Origin of the sequence: Solirubrum puertoriconensis (assembly GCF_001483135.1) — a bacterium.
Classification (GTDB): domain Bacteria; phylum Bacteroidota; class Bacteroidia; order Cytophagales; family Hymenobacteraceae; genus Solirubrum; species Solirubrum puertoriconensis.
In genome coordinates, this window is sequence record NZ_LNAL01000002.1 from 18223 (window position 1) to 40029 (window position 21807).

A 21807-nucleotide genomic window follows, 5' to 3' on the forward strand; every position below is an offset into this window, starting at 1 on the left:
ACCTAGGATAAGCGAGGGCCAAGTCAATCAATTAGCGCGGGCCAAGCAACGCTGCGCCGGTTTTTTCATCCGTTAGGTTGCTGCTATTACCTTGCTGCTATGAAATATACCCTGCGCTACGGCCTGTTGGCCGGGCTGCTCATGGCCGGGCTCACGGCCCAGGCCCAAAAAGAACTGACGTACACCGTCGACATCGACCCGAAAGTATCAACCAACGAGTTTCGGGTGCGGCTGCAACTGCCCAAGCTCAAGAAAGACCAAGCCGTTTACCAGTTTGCCTCCACGGCACCCGGCACCTACCAGGTAATGGACATGGGCCGGTTCGTGAGCAACTTTCAGGCCTTCGACAGCAAGGGCAAGCCCCTAGGTGCCAAGCAGGTTTCGACGAACCAGTGGCAGCTGGAGCGGCCCGACAAAACGCGCGAAATCCGCTACACCATTGCCGAAACCTGGGATACGCCGGTTAATGAGCACCGCATTTACCGCATGTGCGGCTCGTCGCTGGAGGCCGACCACGCCTTGATTAACGGGCAAACCGTGTTTGGCTACCCGCAGGGCATGCAGGGCAACCCGCTGCGCATCAAACTGAACTACCCCGCCGATTGGAAAGTAGGCACCGCGCTAGTACCCGATGCGCAAGGCTACTACCGCACCAACAGCTACGACCACGCCGTGGACTCGCCCATTTTGCTGGGCCGCCTCACGCAAGCCAGCACGAAGCTGGGCGATGCCGAAGTAGCGCTGTACACCTACTCCAAAACCGACGTGGTGCAGGCCGAGCCGCTGCTGGGCTACATGCAAAAGATGCTGAATGCGGCGCAGGCCTTTTTGGTGCAGCTACCCGTGAAGCGCTACGCCTTCCTGTACCACTTCGAGGACCAAGACCAGGGCGCTTGGGAACACTCCTACAGCTCGGAATACACCCTGAAAGAGCGGCCCCTCACGCCCGAATCGGCGCAACCCATTACCGACATGGCCGCGCACGAGTTCTTCCACATCGTAACGCCGCTGAACATCCACTCCGAAATCATCGAGCGGTTCAACTTTGTGCAGCCCACCGGCTCGCAGCACCTGTGGCTGTACGAGGGCACCACCGAGTGGGCCGCCCACATGATGCAGCTGCGCGGTGGCCTGATTACGTTGGATGATTACCTCGCCACGCTGCGCAACAAAGTGGGTTACAGCCAAGAGCGCGCCGATACCACGTACTCGCTCAAGCGCCTAGGGCTGAATTCATTTTCCGACGAAGGGCAGCAGCAGTACGGCAACATTTACCAGCGCGGCGCCCTCACGGCCTCCCTGCTCGATTTGCGTTTGCTGGAGCTATCGGGCGGCAAGCGTGGGCTGCGCGAGGTACTGTTGGAACTGGCTAAGCAATACGGCCCGAGCAAGCCCGTAAGCGAGCAAAACTTCTTCGACGACTTCACGAAGGCGACTTACCCCGAAATCCGCGACTTCTTTACGCGCTACGTCGAAAACGCCGAGCCGCTGCCGCTCAAGGAATACTACGCCAAGGTGGGCATTCGCTACGATGCTGCGCTGCGCACCGGCCGCAAGCTGGCCTCGCTGGGTGCCAATGGTTACGCCATGACGGCCAACGGCGGCATTGGCTTCAGCCAGGTAAGCCCCTTGCTGCAAGCCTGCGGAGTAGCCCAAGGCGACCAATTGGTAGCTTACAACGGCACTGCAGTACAGCCCCAGAACATGCGCGATATTCTGACGGCCATGCAAGGCGGCAAACCCGGCGACCAAGTGGAGCTAACCATTCGCCGCGACGGCGCCGAGAAGAAAATCCGATGCCGCTCGGTGGAGCGCGAGGAAATCAAGCGCTACCATTTCGCTACGGATCCGAACGCCACGCCCCAGCAGCTTGCCCTGCGCGACGCCTGGAGCAAAAATTTGTAGGCCAGCACCTACTTGCCAGCAAGCCCCGGCCATTGGTTTGGCCGGGGCTTGCTGCTTTTTGCGCAGCTTGGCCGCGCAATACTTCAAATTGCCACGCGCGGCTATCTTTGCCGCCCCGCCTCGCTAATGCGAGGCCGGCCCCACGAACCTACCGACACGCGATGCGCCCCCAAGAGGTGATAGAGAAGCAGCTGTGTTGTTGTTGCCGCCCCGCAACAACCTAGGCTACCTGTATCTGCGCGGCTTTGCGGCTGCGCCTTCTCTTCCTCTCCGCATCCATTTTCATGTCGAATACCGTTGCGCCGGCCGTGCAGCCAGGCCTCATCCGGGGTATCCGCCGCTGGGACTTCGTGGCCCTGATCATCAACATCACCATCGGGGCCGGCATCCTGGGCCTGCCGTCCAAAATCTACAACCTGGTGGGCGCCTACAGCCTGGTAGCCTACGGGGTGAGTGCGGCCGTGGTCACGCTCATCATTCTGTGCTTTGCCGAGGTAAGCAGCCGATTTAGCGGCACCGGCGGGCCATACCTCTACGCCCGCGAGGCTTTCGGGCCGTTGGTGGGGTTTGAGGTTGGCTGGCTGCTGTGGGTGTCGCGGTTGGCAAGCTTTGCTTCCATCTGCAACCTGCTGGTAAGCTACGCGGCGTACTTCTGGCCGGCGGTGGAGCACGGGTGGCCCAGGGCGCTGGTCATCACCGGGCTCATTGGCACCCTCACCGCCATCAACCTGATTGGGGTGCACACGGCGTCGCTGGTGAACAACCTGTTCACGGTAAGCAAGCTGCTGGTGCTGCTGCTGTTTACCGGCGTCGGCTTGTTTTTCGTTGACTTCGACGCCTACTCCTTCGCTACGCCGCCCACCTACGCCAACTTTTCGATGGCGGCCATGCTGCTCATCTTCACTTTTTCGGGGTTCGATGTGGCGGCCATACCCTCGGGCGAAGTAAAGGACCCGCAGCGCACCATTCCGTTTGGGTTGTTCACGGCCATTGCCACGGTGGCGCTGCTGTTCTGGCTGGTGCAGGCGGTGTGCATCGGCACCTTGCCCGGCCTGGCCGCCTCGGAGCGCCCCCTGGCCGATGCCAGCCAGCGGTTCCTAGGTCCGGCTGGCGGCGCCTTCATTGCCGTAGCCGCTTTGCTTACTGCCCTAGGTACCCTCAACGCCCTGATGCTGACGGGGCCTCGCCTGCTGTTTGCCCTGGCCGAGCAGAAGCAAGTACCCGCCTGGTTGGGCGCTACGCACCCGCGCTTCCGTACGCCGCACGTGGCGCTGCTTATTTCGGCGGTGCTGAAGCTGGTGCTGGCCATTACCGGCACGTTTATCTACGCCCTCACCCTGAGCACCATCATTCGGTTGTTTTACTTTGGGCTTACCTGTGCGGCCTTGCCGGTGCTGCGCCGGCGGCAGCCCCAGGTGCCGGCGCCGTTTCATTTGCGCGGTGGCTGGGTGGTAGCCGGTTTATCGGTGCTGCTGTGCGGCTGGCTGCTCTCCAACAGCAAGGGCGACGAAGCCCGCGACGTACTCATTGCCGCCGCTGTTGGCCTGGTGCTTTATTTCTTTTCGCGCCGCGGCAGCCGCGCTGCAAGTTCTAACAAGCCTTAACTCTTCTGTCATCCACTTCCGCCTTGCCGGTTGGCCAATAGCTAAGCACCTAGGGCAACCGCAGCAGCGCGGCCGATTTCAGCTATGCCACTCTCCCTCCCCATCGAATCCGTAGCCATTCGCACGCAGCCGCGGGTGGCCGAAATTGCCTGGTTCGACGACCTGTGCGGCGGCGACACCCAGTTTCTGAGCGTACTCGACAACGAGCGCCGCAGCTCCTGGCAGCACTGCTCCGACATCACCTTGGAAGCCGACCGCCTAGGCTACAGCAACATTCTGCTGCCCACCTCCTACACCGTAGGGCAGGATGTGCTCACGTTTGCGGCCGGCATTGCCCCGCAAACCAAAAACATCAACCTGCTCACGGCCATTCGCACCGGCGAAATTCACCCGCCTATGCTGGCCCGCGCCCTGGCCTCGCTCGACCACATGCTGCAGGGCCGGCTCACCATCAACATCATCAACTCCGACCTGCCCGGCCTGCGCGAAGACCCGGCCCTGCGCTACCAGCGCTGCGCCGAAACCATCGAGATACTGCGCCAGGCCTGGACGCAGGAGCGCATCGTGCACAAAGGCGAGCTGTACCAGTTCGATATGGCCGCCGACCCGGCCAAGCCATACCAGCAAAACGGCGGTCCGCTGCTGTACTTCGGTGGCACCTCCGAGGGCGCCCGCGAGGTGTGCGCCAAGTACTGCGACATGTTCCTGATGTGGCCCGAGAAGGAGGAAATGCTGTACGAAACCATGCAGGACATGAGCGCCCGCGCCGCCCGCTACGGCCGCCAAATTGACTTTGGCTTGCGCATTCACGTGGTGGTACGCGAAACCGAAGCCGAAGCCCGCGCCTACGCCCGGCACCTGATGTCGAAGTTCGACCCGGTAAAGGGCGCCGAAATCAAGAGCCGCGCGCAGGACTCGTGGTCGTTGGGCGTGCACCGCCAGAACCAGATGCGCGAGTACGCCGACAAGGAAGGCTTCGTGGAGCCGTTGCTCTGGACGGACATCGGCAAGGCCCGCTCCGGCGCCGGCGGCGCTTTGGTAGGCGACCCCGACCAGATTGTGGAGAAGCTGCAACGCTATATGGATATGGGGATGCGCGCCTTCATCTTTTCGGGCTACCCGCTGATTGATGAGGCCAACCTGTTTGCCCGCTACGTGCTGCCGCGCCTGCCCAACGTATCAATGCCCAAACTGCAAGGCCGCATTCCTGCAGAAACACCCGTAACTCCGCTCACCACGGCCCCGCTACGCTAGAGCTATGCTACAGGCTAGTACTAGTTCCCCTCCTCAGATGAATTCCGCGCCTGGAGCGGCGTGGGTTAGGGGTGGTTGAAAGGCTAGAGTTACAGACTAGTTCTAGATGCTGTTCAAACGTCAACCACCCCTAGCCCCTCCTCAGACGAGGAGGGGAATTAGCTTGTAGTTTTAGCTTCTAGCTTATTTGCCCATCTGCTCTTCCAGCTTGTACTGATTCATCAGCGTTAGTAGCACGCCGTTGGTCCAACCGAAACCATCTTGCGTGGGGTACTCGCCGCCCCCGGCTTCGAGGTGCGTGTTTACGACGTTGTACTTCTCGAGCAGCTTGCCCGTTTGCCTGAATACGTTCACGTTTAGGGCTACCCAGCGTGTGGCAATGGTGCGGGCCAGCTCGCGCTGCCGGTAGTGCCCGAGCCCTTCGATAGCCACGTACTGCAGCGGGGCCCAGCCGTTGGGCGCATCCCATTGTTCGCCGCTGCTGTTGAGCGTAGTGAGCAGGCCGCCATCCTTCAGAAAGTCGCGCTGCAGACCGGCGGCTACGGCGCGGGCCTGCCTAGGTGTGGCTATCTGCACGAACAACGGGAACACGCCCGCCAGGGTACGAATGGCGGCCGGCTGCTGCGCCGCAAAGTCGTAATCGGTAAACCAATTGGCTTGTGCATTCCAGCAGTAGCGGAGCAGGGCTTGCTTGCGTTGCGCCGCTTTTCCGTCGAATGCTTTGGCTTGCGCGGCCTGGCCTTGTATGCGGTAGCTGCGGGCAATGGTTTGCTCCAGCGTGTAAAGCAGGCAGTTCAGATCGACAGGCACTAGCTCGGTAGTGCGGATAGAGCCTAGGCCACCGGCCGGGCCAAACCAGCGCGTGCTAAAATCCCAGCCCGAGGCCGCGGCGGCGCGCATGTGGCGGTAAAACACCGGCTTGGGCTGTGCGCTTTGGGCAGCGGTAGCAACATCCTCGGCGTATGATTCTTCTCGGGGGTAGTCGCCGCTGTCGTAGTAGCGGTTGAGTACCTCGCCGCCGGGCAGGCGCACAACGCGGCGCGTGGCTTGGTTTGGGGCCAGCGAATCGGCGCCAGCCATCCAGTAGGCGTACTCTTGCAACAGCTGGGGGTGGTAGCGGCGCAGCACCGTATCACCTTGGGCTTGGGCCAGCAGCTGCACCATCAGGGCAAAAAACGGCGGCTGCGAGCGGGTAAGGTAGTAGGTGCGGTTGCCGTTGGGCACAAAGCCGTAGCGGCCAATCAGCGAGGCAAAGTTGTCAACCATGCTGCGCATCAGCGGTGTGCGGCCGCTTTCGCGCAGGCCCAACATGGTGAAGTACGAATCCCAGTAGTATATCTCGCGAAAGCGTCCGCCCGGCACGATGTACGGCTTGGGCAGTTGGATCAGCGAGGCATACGGACCTACCGAATCCTGCGGTTGGCGCTGCAGCACCGTCCAAAGCGTGTCGAGGTGGCGCCGGATACCGCCGCTCACGTTGGCGCGGTAAGTGCCTGCTACCTGCGCGGGCAGTTCGAAATGCGCCAACACAAACTGCCGCAGGTTAAAGCCCGGTTGGTTTTTCTGCTGCTCGTAGGTTCGCACAATGGCGGCGGGTTGCGCTTTGGGGCGCGCATCCACAAAGGTTTTGCTGTCCTCGAACACGCGGCCCGTTTGCACGGGCTCAAACAACCCTGGGTACAGCTGTCGCGGCGACGACTGCGCCCCGGCACCTAGGCTCAGCAGCCAGCAACAAACAACGAGCAGGTATTTCATAGCGGCGAAGGGTGGCATCTTGCCCGAAGTACGTAAGCCCCCCACTCCACGGCCGACCTAGGACCCCAGGAAAAGCCCCGGCCCCGGCTGCAAGTGCAACCGGGGCCGGGCCGAAGCGCCAGGCCGCTCTTAGCGGTTGCTGCCGCGGCCTAGGTCGAAGGTGCCGTTGCTGATGGTAACGGGCACCTGCTTCATGCCGTTGGCCATATCCATGTAGGTGCCCTGGGCCTCGAACGTACCCACCAAGCGGCCGCCGTACTGGCTGATGGTGACGGAACCACCCGTGATGGACACGTCGCCGATACTGCCCTCGCCGTTGTTCATGATGGCGCCCGAAGCAATGGGGTACGTGCCCGGCTTGTCGGCATTGGCCGAAGGAAGGCGCAGGATCACGCCGTTGGGCTTTTCGTGGCTGGCGTCGAGCACGGTACCCATTTCGCTCTGTGCCGACCAAAAGCCGATGGCGGCGCCGGGGCGGGTGGCCGCATCGGTGGGGTGCGCCACCGTTACGCGTTGGTTGTTGAAGGGCCCGCCGCTGAGGGTAAAGCCGTACGCCTCGGCGTTGACGGGCGCCGTTGCGGCCGGTGCGGTACCGGGCTCGTTGGCCGCGGCAGCAGGCGTAGGTGCCGCCGACGTAGCGCCGGGCGTACTAGCGGGGTTGGCGTTGGGGTCGGTGGTAGCGGCGGCTTCGTTTTGCTTGCCCGAGCAAGCGGCCAGCAGCAGCAGGCCGGCAAATAACGGTAGGCGGAGGTAGTGCATAGCGCGTAGTTGAGAGGGGACCTTAACGGAACGCCCCTTGGCAGCCACCTAGGGCTGTGGGCGCGGCCGCAAGGTAGAGGCCCTAGGTGCTACCGCGCATCACATCATTGGGTGGCTGGGCACCTGCGGATTCAGCCGCCGCAGCCACATGTAAGCCGAGGCCACGTCGTCGAAGGTGCTTACTACCGGTTTCTGAATCACCATCAGGGTGCTTTCGGTGGCGCGCCTGGCCTCAAATTCGCGGGGCAGTACCCAGGCCACATATTCCAGCCCGGCGCGCATCATCTCCTCGAGCCACCACGCGCCCCATAGCGTAAGCTGCACGGTGGTGCGCGTAATGTTGGAGTTGTCGTTCAGGATTTTGCTGCATGGCCGCTGCCGCATAGCCTCGAGCATCAGCATGCATCCGGCCTGCGAAGTTTCCTGATCGTGTTCGCCGCGCCAATCAACGTACAGCCACTCGTTGGTGGTGTCGTAGCTGATTGTAATGAGCTCGGTTTGGGCAATTAGCTGCAGTTCCATGCAGTATGGGTAGGGCTTGGTGGTGGGGTGATGACGCCGAGGCGCGGCTACCTACTTGCAGAAAGATAGGCATTTCGCGCTACCGTGGGCCGCAACCGGCTAGCTTGCCGCCGCGGCGGTTATACCTGCAGCGCTCCTGTGCGTAAGCACCCTCTACGGTTGCGCCGCCCAGGCAGCGCAGCCGCCCAGTTGCCCAGTGTCCGCATCAACTACCTGATTCTGCATGACGAAGACCATCTTCATTGCCTCGGCCGAGCCGTACAGCGGCAAGTCGCTAGTTGCCCTAGGGCTGGTAAATATGCTGCTCAGCAAAGCGCAGAAGGTAGGCTACTTCAAGCCCGTTATCAACACCGGGCCCGATAACCGCCTCGACCCGCACATCGACACGGTGCTGCGCTACTTTCAGCTGCCCGTAGCCTACGACGATGCCTACGCCTACACCGGCGCCGAGGTGTTGCGGCTGATCGAAACCGAGCGGCAAGGCGAGATGATTGATACCATCATTCGCCGGTACAAGCAGCTCGAAGACCAGTACGACTTTACGGTAGTAGAAGGTACCGACTTTGTGGGCCAGGGCACCGCCTTCGAGTTCGACCTCAACGTGACCATTGCCAAGAACCTGGGCGTGCCGGTGGTGCTCGTAACCTCCGGCGAAGGCAAAACCACCGCCCAAATGGTGAGCGGTACCCTCACGGCACTGCGCGGCTTTGAGGCGCGCGAAGTACAGGTGCTGGCCATTGTGGCCAACAAAGTGCGCCCCGAGCAAGCCCTCGATGTGCAGCAACTCTTGCGCGCCCAGCTGCCGCATGAGGTCATACTGTCGGTAATACCCGAAGACAAAGCCCTGCTGAACCCCACCATGCAGGAGATTCACGAGAACCTAGGGGGCCAGCTGCTGTTCGGGCAGGAGCTGCTCGGCAACCAGGTCGACAACTTCGTGACCGGGGCCATGCAGGTGCCCAACTTCCTGAACTACCTCAAGGACAACGTAGTAATTGTAACCCCCGGCGACCGGGGCGACATCGTTATCTGCGCCATGCAGGCCAACATGTCGGCCAACTACCCCAAGGTGGCGGGCGTGGTGCTTACGGCCGGTTGGGAGCCCGAAGAGCCCATTTTGCGGCTGCTGCGCGGCTTGCAGGGCGTAATGCCCATTATTGCCGTGCAAACGGGCACCTTCGAAACCAGCGCGCGGCTCGGGGCTATTAAGTCGCGCCTCTCGCCCAACAACCCCAAGAAGATTCAACTGGCTATTCGCACCTTCGAGCGCTACGTGGATGTGCGCGCCCTCGACGAGCGCATGGTGGCCTTTAAGCCCGAAGGCATTACGCCGCACATGTTTCAGTACCGGCTGCTGCAGTGGGCCAAGCGCCAGCGCCGCCACATTGTGCTGCCCGAGGGCAACGACGACCGTATTCTGCGCGCCGCCGCCCACCTGCTGCAGCAGGATATCGTGGACCTCACCATTTTGGGCAACCCCACCGAGGTAGCCGCCTCAGCCAAACGCCTCGGCCTGAGCATGCCCCTAGGTGGCCACCTGCGCGTGATTGACCCCGTGCACTCGGAGTACTACGACGACTACGTGCAGACTTTTTATGAGCTGCGCCAGAGCAAAGGCGTAAACCTCGACATGGCCCGCGACCTGATGCGCGACGTGTCGTACTTCGGCTCGATGATGGTGTTCAAAGGGCACGCCGACGGCATGGTATCAGGGGCGGTGCACACCACGCAGCACACCATTCGGCCGGCGTTGCAGTTCATCAAAACCAAGCCGGGCATTTCGCTGGTGTCGTCGGTGTTCTTCATGTGCCTGCCCGACCGCGTGGTGGTGTTCGGCGACTGCGCCGTGAACCCCAACCCCACCGCCGAGCAGCTGGCCGAAATAGCTATTTCGTCGGCCGAGAGCGGCATGCGTTTCGGCATCGAGCCGCGCATTGCCATGCTTTCCTACTCCTCGGGCACCTCCGGCGAGGGCGCCGAGGTAGATAAAGTGCGCCGCGCCACCGAACTGGTGCGCCAACTGCGGCCCGACTTGAAGGTGGAAGGCCCCATTCAGTACGATGCCGCCGTCGACCCCATCGTGGGCAACCAAAAGCTGCCCGGCTCGGAGGTAGCCGGCCAAGCCAGCGTGCTCATCTTCCCCGACCTGAACACCGGCAACAACACCTACAAAGCCGTGCAGCGCGAAACCGGCGCGCTGGCCATCGGCCCGGTGCTGCAAGGCCTCAACAAGCCCGTAAACGACCTAAGCCGCGGCTGCACCGTCGACGACGTATTCAACACGGTAGTCATCACGGCCATCCAGAGCCAATCGGCATAGCAAGCCATACGTTGGGCAAACAACGCTTCGATTGGCCGGGTCAGCCAGCCGTACAAGCGGCCAAGACCTAGGGCTGGTGCCATGCCGTTCGGGAAACCGCCATAACTTGCCGCTTGGTAAAAACGAGAGGAAAGCACAACGCTTTCCGATTCAGGAATAGAACACCCAACCTTCAATATGCCTTCAGGATTTTTTGCGCTGCTAGATGACGTATCGGCCTTGGTAAAAGCAAGCGCCGCCAGTTTGGACGACGTGCCTACGCAGGTAGCCAAAACCACCAGCAAGGTATCCGGAATCGTAATCGACGACACGGCCGTTACGCCCAAATACGTAGTTGGTCTCGATCCATCGCGCGAGCTTTCCATTATCTACCAGATTGCTAAAAAGTCACTGATTAACAAGCTGCTTATCCTTACCCCGGCAGCTTTGCTGCTAGGTTACTTTGCTCCATGGGCCATTACGCCAATTCTGATGATGGGCGGCGCCTTTTTGTGCTTCGAAGGCTACGAGAAGGTGCATTCGATGTTCAGCAAGCACCACGATGTGCAGCCCGAGGACGAGGCAGTAAAAGCCATTACCCCGGAAGAGCTGGAGAAAGAGCGGGTTACCGGTGCTGTTCGAACCGATATTATTCTATCGGCAGAAATCATGGCCATTGCCTACAGCCAAGTAACCGATCAGCCGGTTGTAAACCAGATTGCAGTAACGCTGGCCGTAGCCGTTTTCATCACCATTGGCGTGTATGGCTTTGTAGGCTTAATCGTAAAAGCCGACGATTTCGGCGTGCATTTGGCTAAGGACAAATACGGCCCCGCTACCCAGAACTTCGGCCGGGGCTTGGTAAAATTCATGCCGCACTTCTTGCGTATTCTGAGCTACGTGGGCACGGCGGCCATGCTGTGGGTAGGCGCCGAGATTATCGCCCACGGCATTCCGTTTACGGCTCATTTGCTGCACGATTTAGAACACGCCTTGGCCGATGTGCCCGTAGTGGCGTGGTTTGCCAAGGCAATTGCCTGCGGTATTGGTGGGCTTATCCTAGGCTTTTTCATCGAGAAAATCGTGGGGCTAGTGAAGAAGGCATTGCCAGCCAAAAGCTAAAATTCAGCATAACGGCTAATCTAATTACTTTTGAGTGAACAAGCACATTTATTATCGCCTATAATCAGCGCAATAAATATTTATTATGAAATATTATTTATCAACCTTGAATGTAATGGTAGTAGTATTGTAATAACCAAATATAGAAAACCCATTGTTTTCAACAATCTTCATTCGAATCTCTCTGAATTCAGGATAAATATCTACAACCGATGAACCTAGAATATTATTTACGATACTGTCACATTTTTGCGAATACAGCCTATTATCATCCTTTATACTATTCAAAGTTTTTGAGTTATAAATAGCCAACTCCAAGTAACTTTCTTCTCCGGAAGATTGTCCATCCGTTGTTGTGGTAGTGCTAAGATGATAAAGATCCACCCTATCAGCCTTGATAGAATCGGCAACTTCGCTTTCCCAGTCATCCATTGGCTCCACTTTATCGGAGCAGGAAATTACAATTAATGAAAGCAAGAAAATTTTAAACAATTTCATTTTATGATGGATTTTCATTATCCTTTACACATTGAAAGACTGTTCAAATATACTATATAACAGAGACCCCATTCATTTCACCCACTTATAAAATCATGTTTAATATCATAAATTATACTATTAATTACTAATCAACTCAATCGATGAGAGAGGTTACAAACAGTACTAAATGTAAGTAATTCAGAACCCCATTCTTGTAATTGCTCGTTGCTACTGCACAGTCGATAATAAGCGGCTCGTACTTTGCCACTATAATTTCCGTACAATCTTCTTGATCACAACTGCCCAGCTGCTGTAATTCCTTCTTTGAGCACAGAGACTTACAATGGCGTAGACCTCCTAATATGAACATCTTCGTCGTCAATTCCGGTAGCTCGTCTATTAAGTATCAGCTCTTCCGGCTGCCTGCCGAGCAGCCCTTGTGCAGCGGTTTGGTGGAGCGCATTGGCTTGGCCGCGCCGCGCATTACGCATAAGGTATATACCGGCGGCGAAGAACAGGTCATCCGGCAAAGCCCCGCAAGCCTGCCCGACCACCGCGCCGGCCTACAGGCCGTGCTGCAGCTGCTGACCGATGATGCCCTAGGTGTAATCCGCGAACCGAGCGAGATAGAAGCCGTGGGGCACCGCGTGGTGCACGGCGGCGAGGCGTTTGCTGCCACTACCGTGATTACTGAGGAGGTAAAAGCCGAAATCAAACGCCTGTTTTCGCTGGCGCCGCTGCACAACCCCGCCAACCACCTAGGCATTGAGGTGGCCGAGCAAATCTTTCCGCAGGCGCAGCAAGTAGCTGTATTCGATACAGCCTTCCATCAAACCTTGCCCGAGCAGGCTTACCGCTACGCTTTGCCGCACGCGCTGTACCACGAGCACGGTATTCGGGTGTACGGCTTTCATGGCACCAGCCACAAGTACGTGGCCGCGCAAGCCGCTGCCCACCTAGGCAACCCCGACGCCCGACTGATTACCATTCACCTAGGCAACGGCTGTAGCATGGCCGCGGTGCGCGGAGGCCGCTCGCTCGATACCACCATGGGCTTTGGCCCGCTGGCCGGCCTGATAATGGGCACGCGCTCCGGCGACCTTGACCCCTCCATCATCTTCCACCTCATCGAGCACCTAGGCTACTCGCCCGCCGAGGTAAACAACCTGCTCAACAAGCAAAGCGGCATGCTGGGCCTCACGGGCATGAGCGACATGCGCGACATCGGCCGCGCCCTCGACGAAGGCGACGAACGCGCCCGCCTTGCCTACGAGCTCTACGCCTACCGCATCAAGAAATACATTGGCGCCTACGCTGCCGTACTGGGTGGGCTCGATGCGCTGGTATTCACGGCCGGCGTAGGCGAAAACGACCCGCTTACACGCCGCCTGGCGTGCCAGGGGCTGGAGTTCCTGGGTGTGCGGATTGATGAGCAGCAGAACCAACTGCGCACCGGCGCAGTGCGCGAAATAAACGAGGCCGATGCGCCGGTGAAAGTGCTGGTGGTGCCCACCAACGAGGAGCTGGAAATAGCCCAGCAGTGCTACGAGCTGCTGCACCTAGGGTAGCCCAGCCAGTCGTTAGTTTACCGTTCCACCACCTTTATCAGCGAACCGGCGTTGAGCTGCTCGTTGAGCGGCATGCCGTTGAGGATGGCCATTTCTTCGTGACGCTTTTCAGGTACTTGCAAAGTGCGTAAAGCCTGCTGCAGGGTGCTGCGCAACTTCAGGGTTTTCACGCGTACGCGCTCGGGTTGGCGGTTTATTTTGTCGGGGTCGGAGAGCTGCCGGAAGCCCTGGGCAGTGCTGCTGAACAGCGGGAAGTAGGTAGTAAAATCCTGCGGGCTGCTGGCGCCCAGCATCAGGTAGTTTTTGTCGGTGTAGCGAATGAGGTAGAGCAGCGTGCGGGCCGATACCTGCGCCTGCTGTTGCGGAGCGGCTTGTCCTTGTTGCTGCTGGGCTATTTGGTCGGCCACTATGGCCAGCGCGGGCAGGCCGTTTACCGTGGTATTCTTCGACTCGGCCACCTGCAGCTGGTACTGCTGCACCAACTGTTGCGCGGCGGCCTCGAGGGTTTGGCCCGCCACCAGCGTAAATATCAGCAGGGCTTTGCCATCCTTGGGCGCCATTTGCACCTGCTGTGGGGTATTCTGGTGCTGCCAACCAGTGGGTACTGGAAACTGAAACCGCAGCTCGGGGTGGTAGAACACGCTGTTTTCAACAAAGCCCTGCTTAGGATCTTCGCCGTACACGATGCCGTCGATCATCCGCAGGTACGAGTCGCGGTTTACCTTGGCATTGGTGAGGCCGGCTTTCTGCTGCCATTCGGTAGCCAGCTGGTTTACCGTCACGAAACGGTCGCCGGGGTTAGGGTGCGTCGACAAGAAATCGGGCAGTGCCTCGCCTCCGCTTTTCTCCTGTTCGCGCTGCAGCGTCTGGAAGAAGTCGGCCATGTGGTGGGCATCGTAACCAATTTTGGTGGAGTACTCCACGCCCAGTTGGTCGGCCTCGCGCTCGTCGTCGCGGCCAAACTTCAGAAACAACAACCCCAACCCCTGCTGCGCCTGCTCGGCGTATTGCCCAAAGCGCGGCGAGGCAATCATGGCACCTAGCAAGCCTACCTGTGCCAGCGTGGCTTTGGTTTGCTGCTGGGCCGAATGGCGCGCCGTTACGTGGCCTATTTCGTGGCCGAGTACGCCGGCAAACTGCGCCTCGTTGTTGAAATGGGCCAAAATGCCGCGCGTGAGGTACACGTAGCCGCCGGGTATGGCAAAGGCATTGAGCACCGGCGAATCAACCACCTTGAACTCGTACGGCAGGTTGGGCCGGTGCGACACGGCTGCCATTTGCTTGCCCCGCTCCTGCACAAAGCGCTGCAGCTCGGCGTTTTCGTACAGCCCGTACTGCGCCACAATTTGCGGATCGGCCTGCTTGCCCAGGGCCACCTCCTGCCCTTCCGACACCAGGCTTACCTCGCGCTTGCCGCTGACGGGGTTGGTTGAACAGCTATTCAGCAACAAGAGCAGCGCGGCGCTGTAGCCGGCAACAAAAGGAGTTTTCATGAGGCTAGGTGGGTTGCAATGGGAGCGGGGCTGCCCGAGCCGGCCTTGTGGGCAAGTACCTAGGAGGGAGCAGCACAGCGGGTTCGGTTTTGCCCTAGCAACGCTACCGCTGCCGATAGGTTACGCCGCCTTGTTTGCGCTAACTTACTACGTGCTTTGGGTAGCCTGCTGCCCCGAAAGCTCGACATTAAGCCAAGAAACCTTACTATTGCTTTAACTCTTAGGCTACTGCGGCGCGTGAATCGTATCTAACGCGCCCACCCCTCCTTACCCAACGCGGGTTCGCAGCCCGTTTGGCCACCTACTTGCATCCAGCGCACGTCCGAGCCGCCCCTCCCGCACGGCTCGTCTTTTCCCAACTCTTACCCCCGACGACATTGCCATGGATCAACGCGCTACACTTCTGCTCTGCTTGGGCCTGTTGCTTGCTCCTGCGGTGGGGCAAGCCCAAACCGCGTCCCAGCCGGCTACCCCACCAACGCTCCCCTGCGACACCCTGCTCGGCCGCGTTACCAACCTCTTCGACGAGCCGCTTACCGGCGCTACTGTAATGCTGGCGGGCACTACCAACGCCTCCAGCACCAACTCCGAGGGGCGTTTCATCCTGGCTTCCCGATCGGCTATTCAGCGCGGGGCCATGCTGCAGGTAAGCGCCGCTGGCTACAGCAGCGTGGAGCTGCCGCTCATCAACTGCAATGCCCTGGATGTATCGTTGGAGCTGCTGCCCGGTACCCGGCTCAGGTCGGATGGCCGCATCAAGAAAACCAGCAAAACCGGCAAGGTGCACTAAGCCGCTCCCGAGAGCATAACGTGGTGCTGGTGCGCTGCAGGTGGATATACATGAGCTCAACCATTACGGCGGGTTCACGTTCTAAGCACATCTGTAAGCCTCTATACCCTGCTCAGCCAATGCGCCACCTGCTACCCTTTGCTTGCTTTGCTGCTTTATCGATTGCCCCGTTTGCTGCCAATGCTCAACACGGCACTGCCGGTCCGCAAGCCTCGGCAATGGCCGCTGTAGCGTCCGAATCTGCTGCTGGCACTGCGCCCAACAGCATTGAATGCGGTAGGGTGCAAGGGCAAGTACTTAATGCCAACGGCCAGCCGCTGATTGGTGCTACCGTAATGCTGGCCGGCAGCAAACGCCCCTACATAACCAACGGCGAGGGCCGCTACCACATAGCCGAACCAGTGTACCGCGGCCAACAGCTGCGCATTGAGGCCGCTGGCTACATCAGCCGCTACTACGAGTTGCACACCTGCGAAGCTCCAGTGGTAAGCCTGGAGCTAGCCGAAGGCACCAAAGTAAAACGCAGCGGCAAGCGCGCCGGCCAAATCGTGCGCGCCGGCCAAGCCTTTCGCCAGTAACGCATTCGCCTAATACCGCCTATTGCCATTGCGGCGTGCTTACCGGGCAGCGGTAGGCACGCCGCTTTTTGTTTGCCAACGCAAGCCCGACCAGCGGTAGCCGCCGTTCGTGTGTGCTTAGGGTTAGGACTTAGCCCTGCAATACCGGCGCAGTTGCCAATTGCAAAGCCCGGCAATGTGCCAGCCATTGCATGGCTACTTGCTCCTCGATAAACCGGCGCACCTGGTAGGGCCGGTTATCGAAGTAGTTTAAAGAAGGCAGGTTGGTATCCGTCTCCAGGTCGTTGAGGTGCGCGGGCGTAAACAGGTACCCTAGGTACGTTTGCCCTCCGAGCCGGGTCGCCAGTTGCGGAAAGAACGTCTCCATCATCCAGCGCGAGTCGCTGCTGTGGGCGTGGGTGCGGCGGCGGCCATCAACCAGCCAAAAGCGGCACTGTAGCTCGGCAGCGGCCTCCAACATTAGGTGGTAGCCGGCTTGTAGCTCCTCCGTGGTAAGCGGCTGCAGCCAGCGGCCAACCAGCACACCCAACTCGGGCCGGTAAACGAGCTGCAAAAATTCCGGAGAAGGCAGGGTACGCATAGCTGAAAACGACAAAGCGGCTTGTAGGTAAGCCTTAAATGGAGGCTACGCGCATCCGCTGCCCTAGGTTCGGCCGCGGACGATGCCCACTACCAGCCATGCCATCTGCCAATTGCACCTGATTTACTTCGGCGTACTGTGGCTTTGCTTCAGCGCGGCCAATCAGCCAACACTCTTCACGTACCCCGCTTTGCACTAATGTTTGTACGGCCGCGCTTATAAGCCAATTTTCAATTGATTAAATACAAATATTTTGTAATTTAAAGCATACCGCGCCAGCTGCTCTTCTCCAGAACAGCCTCCCTATCTACACCTATTGTTACACCTCAACTGCTTGTGCCCATGAACCTATCCTTAATGCTACACCTATGCCACTATCCAGCAATGCAGTTCTGGTGGCTGCGCCGCCCAGCCTACACCGGCAGGGCCTGCTTGCCACCCTACGCGAAACCTGGCCGCATCTAGCACTCAACATCACGGCCGACGCGCTGCAACTTCCGGCACTTCTTCGCCAGCAGTCCTACGCGCTGCTGGTGCTTGATTATGCCCTTACCGCGCAGCCGCTTCCGCGTGTATTGGCGCAACTCCATGCCATCCGTAGCCAACAACCGGTATTGGTGCTTACCGCCCAACGCCTCAGCCCCACCATGCGGGTTGAACTGCTGCAAAGCGGGCCCCACTTACTCCTGCCGCGCTACACTACGCCGCACGATGTGGTAGTGGCTGTTGCGCCGTGGGTGCTTGGCGGCTCTGGTTGCGCCACACCTTCCAATGAAACCACGCCTACCCGCCATCACGCGCCTCCTACCCCATTCAGTAGCCGCGAATTGGAAGTGCTGCACCTTGTGGTAGCTGACTGTTGCAATCAGGAAATAGCCGAGCGGTTGTGCCTCAGCGTGCGAACCGTGGAAAGCCACCGCCGCGCGTTGCTGCAAAAAACCGGTGCTAAGACGTTGGTGGGGCTGGTAGTGCAGGCTGTGCGAGAGGGATGGGTGGTTGCGTAAAGTTCAGTAGAAGCACGGTTGTTCACACTCCATCCCTGTTCAATCTTTCTGTTGTTGATAAAAGACCATCAGACTCTCAACTTACGCTAACCACAAGTAGGCTAAATGACTTATAATAAGAATAATAGCTAACAATCAGGATGTATTCGTATTGAAAGCCTAGACCGTGCTTTATGTTAAAAACACGAGAGCCGCCGAAGTCAACTTCGGCGGCTCTCGTGTTTTTTAGTTTAGGCTGCGGTAGCGCACTCGCTTGGGCTCTACATCACCTAGGCGCTTCTTCTTGGCTTCTTCGTAGTCCGAGAAGTTGCCCTCAAACCACACCACCTCCGAGTTGCCTTCAAAGGCCAGGATGTGCGTGGCCAGACGGTCGAGGAACCAACGGTCGTGGCTGATGATAACGGCGCACCCGGCGAAGTTTTCCAGCGCATCTTCAAGGGCCCGGATGGCGTTCACGTCAAGGTCGTTGGTTGGTTCGTCGAGCAGGATGAGGTTGGCGCCCTGCTTGAGCGTGGTAGCCAAGTGCACGCGGTTACGCTCACCACCCGAGAGGTTGCCTACTTTTTTCTCCTGGTCGCCGCCGCGGAAGTTGAAGTTGCTCACGTAAGCACGCGAGTTCACCTGGCGGCCGGCCAGCAGCATGGTTTCGGTGCCCCCCGAAATCGTTTCGAACACCGATTTGTTGGCGTCGAGGCTTTCGTGCTGCTGATCAACGTAGGCTACTTTCACGGTGGGGCCTACCTCAAACGTACCGGCGTCGGGTTTTACCTGGTCGGTGATGAGGCGGAACAGCGTGGTTTTGCCGGCGCCGTTCGGCCCGATGATGCCCACAATGCCACCTTGCGGCAGCGAGAACGACAGGTTCTCGAACAGCAGCTTATCGCCGAAAGCTTTGCTGATGCCCTGCGCCTCGATAACCTGCGCACCTAGGCGCGGGCCGTCGGGGATGAACAGCTCTAGCTTCTGCTCCTTCTCGCGGGCGTCTTCGGAGGCCATTTTGTCGTAGCTGGCAAGGCGGGCCTTGCTCTTGGCCTGGCGGGCCTTCGGTGCCATGCGCACCCACTCCAGCTCGCGCTGCAAGGTTTTCTGGCGCTTGCTCTCGGTTTTCTCCTCCTGGGCCAGGCGCGAAGCCTTCTGCTCCAACCACGAGGAGTAGTTGCCCTTCCACGGAATACCTTCGCCGCGGTCGAGTTCCAGAATCCAGCCGGCCACGTTGTCGAGGAAGTAACGGTCGTGGGTTACGGCAATTACGGTGCCTTTGTACTGCTGCAGGTGCTGCTCCAGCCACAACACTGATTCGGCGTCGAGGTGGTTGGTGGGTTCGTCGAGCAGCAGCACGTCGGGCTCTTGCAGCAGCAGGCGGCACAAGGCTACGCGGCGCTTCTCTCCACCCGATAGGTTACCAATGATGGCATCTTCGGGCGGGGTACGCAGGGCATCCATGGCACGCTCCAGCTTGTTGTCGAGGTTCCAGGCGTCGAGCTGGTCGAGGCGCTCCTGCACCTTGCCCTGGCGGTCCAGCAGCTTGTCGAAATCGGGGTCTTCGCCGCCGAAAGCTTCGTTGATTTCCTCAAATTCCTTGAGCAGCGCAACCGTTTCGGCTACGCCTTCTTCGATTACCTCGCGCACGGTTTTGGTAGCGTCGAGCTGCGGCTCCTGCTCGAGGTAGCCCACCGAATAACCCGGCGACCACACCACTTCGCCTTGGTATTGCTTATCAACACCGGCAATGATTTTCAGCAGCGACGACTTACCCGAGCCGTTGAGGCCGAGTACGCCGATTTTAGCGCCGTAGAAAAACGATAGGTAAATGTTCTTGAGAACTTGTTTCTGGGGCGGGAACACCTTGTTCACGCCAGCCATCGAGAAAATAATGGTGGGCTGGTCGCTCATGCAGTAAGCTGAATGTGTAGATATCGGGTGAGGTAAAACAACGGCCTTGCCCGGGCGGGTAAGACAGCCCTAGGTGCGCCGGTTGGGTTGCAGCCGGAGCAGCCCCAGGTGGCGCACCGCGGGCCAAGCTGCGCCGCTGGTGTGCTTTGCCAAGGCCCAGGTGCCCAGCCACAACCTACCCCGGCACTGGCTAAGCCAAGCGCAGGCACCCACCTAGGCGGGCGCAAAACGCGGGCAAGTGCGGGCGTACTGCAAAGCTAAGCCGCGCCCGGCACAGAAACACACCGCGTAAGGCTTGCATTGTAAGCAAACTTAGGTGCAACTTCCGGCTGCGTACGCTGTCTTCGCATCAAGCACGAAGCTTGGCGGCGCTATTCACTTTCTTTAGCCCAACGAACCTCGTCTTTTACCGTACCGCCAAGTAGCTACGAATCCCGTAAACTTGTGCGTTTATCGCTTCCCGCCACCCACCACTCCGCTCCTGTTTAGGACGTTTATCCTTATGGAACAGCAAGAGCAGCTGCTCAATCAGGCTCGCCAATTTGGCTATATCGAAGGCGACCAAGTATGGCTTCGCCCGTTCATGGACCTGCCCGCCCGGCAGGTAGGCCAGGTAAAAGACACCGAAGACGCGGCCCTGCTGTACTTCGCGCAGCGTTTCGAGAGCTTCCGCGGCAAGGTCGATGACCTGCTCAGCCGCATCGAAGAATCAGAAAACAAGGGTTCATTCCTGATGAAGGCGCTGCACCTTAAGGAGCAGATTGCCTCGTACGATGGCCTAGGCGACTTTACCGAGCTACACCGCCGCCTCACCGACGCCGAGGAGCACATCCGCACGCTGGTGGCCCGCAACCGCGAAAAGAACCTCGCCACCAAGGTGAAGCTTATTGAGGAGGCCGAGTCGCTGCGCGACACCATCGACTGGCAGGCCAGCGGCGAAAAGCTGAAGGAACTGCGCCAGGCGTGGATCAAAACGGGCCCCGTAAGCAAGGAGCTGACCGACGAGATGGAAACGCGCTTTCAGGCTTCCATCGAAGACTTCTACGTGCGCAAAAAGGCCTTCCAGGCTGATAAAAAGGCCATGACGAACCGCGCGTTCGAGAAGTACAAGTCGCTCATTCATAAATCGGAAGCGCTGCAGAATTCCGATGACTGGGAAGGCACCACCGCCCAGCTGAAGCAACTGCAGCAAGAGTGGAAAGAGGTAGGTGGCTCGCTGCCCCGCAAAACCGCCAACGACCTCTGGACGCGCTTCCGCGCCGCGCACAACCGCTTTTTCGACCGCTTGAAAGAGCACATCAGCTCGAAGCGCTCGGAAGCCAAGGATCAGTACATGGACGACAACCTGGGCCGCAAGCGCGCCTTGGTAGCCGAGGCCGAAGCCTTGCTCGAGCGCCCCATGCACGAAGCCGTAACCCGCGCCAAGGAGCTGCAGGCCGCCTGGAAAAAGGTAGGCCCCGTGCGCGGCCCCGAGTCGGACCAAGTGTGGGAGCAGTTTTTGGCTGCCTGCGACAAAGTGTTTGAACTCAGCTCGCTCGAGCACTACATCCGCAAGCGCCAGCCGCAAGAGGGGCCCAAGCCCAGCTCGCAGGAACAGCTTACGCAGCGTGTTACGGCTTTGCGCGAGTTCATCAAGTACGACCGCCAGGAGCAGGACGTGCTGCAGGAAAACCTAGGCAAGCTGAACGACTCGCCGGGCAACGATGCTTTCCGTACGATGCTGCAAAGCAAAATCAGGGCGTTTGAGCGGAAAATCCGCACGAAAAACGAGCTGATCGACCTGCTCCGTCAGCGATACGCCGAATAATCTAACATTTCTTTGCGTTTTACGTTGTCCAAACGCCTGTTGAACTGACGCCTTGGCGCACTATATTTCGGCGGCCGGATTTTTGTTAGCGGCATACCGCGACTTTACCCAACTCATTTTACGCACAACCTTACTATGTACTGGACCCTGGAACTCGCCTCGTATCTGGAAGATGCTCCCTGGCCCGCCACCAAGGACGAGCTCATCGACTACTCGATTCGTTCGGGCGCTCCGATGGAGGTAGTGGAAAACCTGCAGGCCCTCGAAGATGACGGCCAGCCTTACGAGAGCATCGAAGAAGTTTGGCCGGACTACCCGACCAAAGAAGACTTCATGTTCAACGAAGACGAGTATTAAGCCAGTTATCGGTTTTTAGTTGTCAGTTGTCCGGGTC

At 59.1% G+C, this 21807-nt stretch carries 18 protein-coding genes; 11 read left to right on the forward strand and 7 right to left on the reverse strand.

Features of this window, described 5'->3' with window-relative positions; genetic code table 11:
• The first annotated feature begins 99 nt into the window (after window positions 1–99).
• The 3 genes from ASU33_RS00095 (at window position 100) to ASU33_RS00105 (ending at window position 4763) form a co-directional block, all read left to right on the forward strand.
• Window positions 100–1905: a M61 family metallopeptidase gene (locus ASU33_RS00095; RefSeq protein WP_059066917.1), complete on the forward strand. Its 1806-nt coding sequence runs from the start codon at window positions 100–102 to the stop codon at window positions 1903–1905.
• Between the two features lie 284 nt (window positions 1906–2189).
• Window positions 2190–3509, forward strand: coding sequence for an APC family permease (locus ASU33_RS00100; protein ID WP_059066919.1), 1320 nt, complete (start codon window positions 2190–2192; stop codon window positions 3507–3509).
• An 84-nt stretch (window positions 3510–3593) separates the two neighbouring features.
• Window positions 3594–4763, forward strand: coding sequence for an LLM class flavin-dependent oxidoreductase (locus tag ASU33_RS00105; RefSeq protein WP_059066921.1), 1170 nt, complete (start codon window positions 3594–3596; stop codon window positions 4761–4763).
• Between the two features lie 183 nt (window positions 4764–4946).
• On the opposite strand, the gene treF is transcribed toward ASU33_RS00105, so the two are convergent.
• From treF to ASU33_RS00120, 3 genes are all read right to left on the reverse strand, one after another.
• Window positions 4947–6518: an alpha,alpha-trehalase TreF gene (gene treF, locus ASU33_RS00110; protein ID WP_059066923.1), complete on the reverse strand. Its 1572-nt coding sequence runs from the start codon at window positions 6516–6518 to the stop codon at window positions 4947–4949.
• Window positions 6519–6647: 129 nt separating this feature from the next.
• A complete protein-coding gene (locus ASU33_RS00115) occupies window positions 6648–7277 on the reverse strand; it encodes a hypothetical protein (protein WP_059066925.1) in 630 nt (209 codons plus the stop codon).
• 99 nt (window positions 7278–7376) lie between these two features.
• Window positions 7377–7799 carry a hypothetical protein gene (locus ASU33_RS00120; RefSeq protein WP_059066927.1) on the reverse strand — a complete coding sequence of 141 codons (423 nt, stop codon included), beginning with the start codon at window positions 7797–7799 and terminating at the stop codon, window positions 7377–7379.
• Between the two features lie 223 nt (window positions 7800–8022).
• Between ASU33_RS00120 and pta the strand changes: the two genes are divergently transcribed.
• Both pta and ASU33_RS00130 read left to right on the forward strand, forming a co-directional pair.
• Window positions 8023–10119, forward strand: coding sequence for a phosphate acetyltransferase (pta, locus tag ASU33_RS00125; protein ID WP_059066928.1), 2097 nt, complete (start codon window positions 8023–8025; stop codon window positions 10117–10119).
• A 177-nt stretch (window positions 10120–10296) separates the two neighbouring features.
• Window positions 10297–11220 carry a DUF808 domain-containing protein gene (locus ASU33_RS00130; protein ID WP_059066930.1) on the forward strand — a complete coding sequence of 308 codons (924 nt, stop codon included), beginning with the start codon at window positions 10297–10299 and terminating at the stop codon, window positions 11218–11220.
• 93 nt (window positions 11221–11313) lie between these two features.
• Here ASU33_RS00130 and ASU33_RS00135 read toward each other — a convergent pair whose 3' ends face one another.
• Window positions 11314–11736, reverse strand: a complete 423-nt coding sequence (locus tag ASU33_RS00135) for a hypothetical protein (protein ID WP_059066932.1) — start codon at window positions 11734–11736, stop codon at window positions 11314–11316.
• A gap of 326 nt (window positions 11737–12062) precedes the next feature.
• Between ASU33_RS00135 and ASU33_RS00140 the strand changes: the two genes are divergently transcribed.
• The gene (locus ASU33_RS00140) at window positions 12063–13268 is read left to right on the forward strand and encodes an acetate/propionate family kinase (protein WP_059066934.1); all 1206 of its coding nucleotides are present in this window, start codon (window positions 12063–12065) and stop codon (window positions 13266–13268) included.
• Window positions 13269–13285: 17 nt separating this feature from the next.
• Here ASU33_RS00140 and ASU33_RS00145 read toward each other — a convergent pair whose 3' ends face one another.
• On the reverse strand, window positions 13286–14761 hold the full coding sequence (locus ASU33_RS00145; RefSeq protein WP_059066936.1) for a M48 family metalloprotease: 1476 nt from the start codon (window positions 14759–14761) through the stop codon (window positions 13286–13288).
• 382 nt (window positions 14762–15143) lie between these two features.
• Between ASU33_RS00145 and ASU33_RS00150 the strand changes: the two genes are divergently transcribed.
• The gene (locus ASU33_RS00150; RefSeq protein ID WP_149866968.1) at window positions 15144–15551 is read left to right on the forward strand and encodes a carboxypeptidase-like regulatory domain-containing protein; all 408 of its coding nucleotides are present in this window, start codon (window positions 15144–15146) and stop codon (window positions 15549–15551) included.
• Between the two features lie 119 nt (window positions 15552–15670).
• Window positions 15671–16129 (forward strand): carboxypeptidase-like regulatory domain-containing protein, encoded by a 459-nt coding sequence (locus ASU33_RS00155; protein ID WP_059066940.1) that lies wholly within the window; start codon window positions 15671–15673, stop codon window positions 16127–16129.
• 130 nt (window positions 16130–16259) lie between these two features.
• Here ASU33_RS00155 and ASU33_RS00160 read toward each other — a convergent pair whose 3' ends face one another.
• Window positions 16260–16709, reverse strand: coding sequence for a hypothetical protein (locus tag ASU33_RS00160; protein WP_059066942.1), 450 nt, complete (start codon window positions 16707–16709; stop codon window positions 16260–16262).
• Between the two features lie 368 nt (window positions 16710–17077).
• Here ASU33_RS00160 and ASU33_RS00165 point away from each other — a divergent pair, with 368 nt between their 5' ends.
• Window positions 17078–17713 (forward strand): helix-turn-helix transcriptional regulator, encoded by a 636-nt coding sequence (locus ASU33_RS00165; protein WP_059066944.1) that lies wholly within the window; start codon window positions 17078–17080, stop codon window positions 17711–17713.
• Window positions 17714–17938: 225 nt separating this feature from the next.
• Here the strand turns inward: ASU33_RS00165 and ettA are convergent, their stop codons facing one another.
• On the reverse strand, window positions 17939–19606 hold the full coding sequence (gene ettA / locus ASU33_RS00170) for an energy-dependent translational throttle protein EttA (protein WP_059066946.1): 1668 nt from the start codon (window positions 19604–19606) through the stop codon (window positions 17939–17941).
• Window positions 19607–20108: 502 nt separating this feature from the next.
• Here ettA and ASU33_RS00175 point away from each other — a divergent pair.
• Together ASU33_RS00175 and ASU33_RS00180 are read left to right on the forward strand one after the other, a co-directional pair.
• Window positions 20109–21413 (forward strand): DUF349 domain-containing protein, encoded by a 1305-nt coding sequence (locus ASU33_RS00175; protein ID WP_059066948.1) that lies wholly within the window; start codon window positions 20109–20111, stop codon window positions 21411–21413.
• Between the two features lie 135 nt (window positions 21414–21548).
• Window positions 21549–21770, forward strand: coding sequence for a DUF2795 domain-containing protein (locus ASU33_RS00180; RefSeq protein WP_022821757.1), 222 nt, complete (start codon window positions 21549–21551; stop codon window positions 21768–21770).
• Window positions 21771–21807 lie beyond the last annotated feature (37 nt).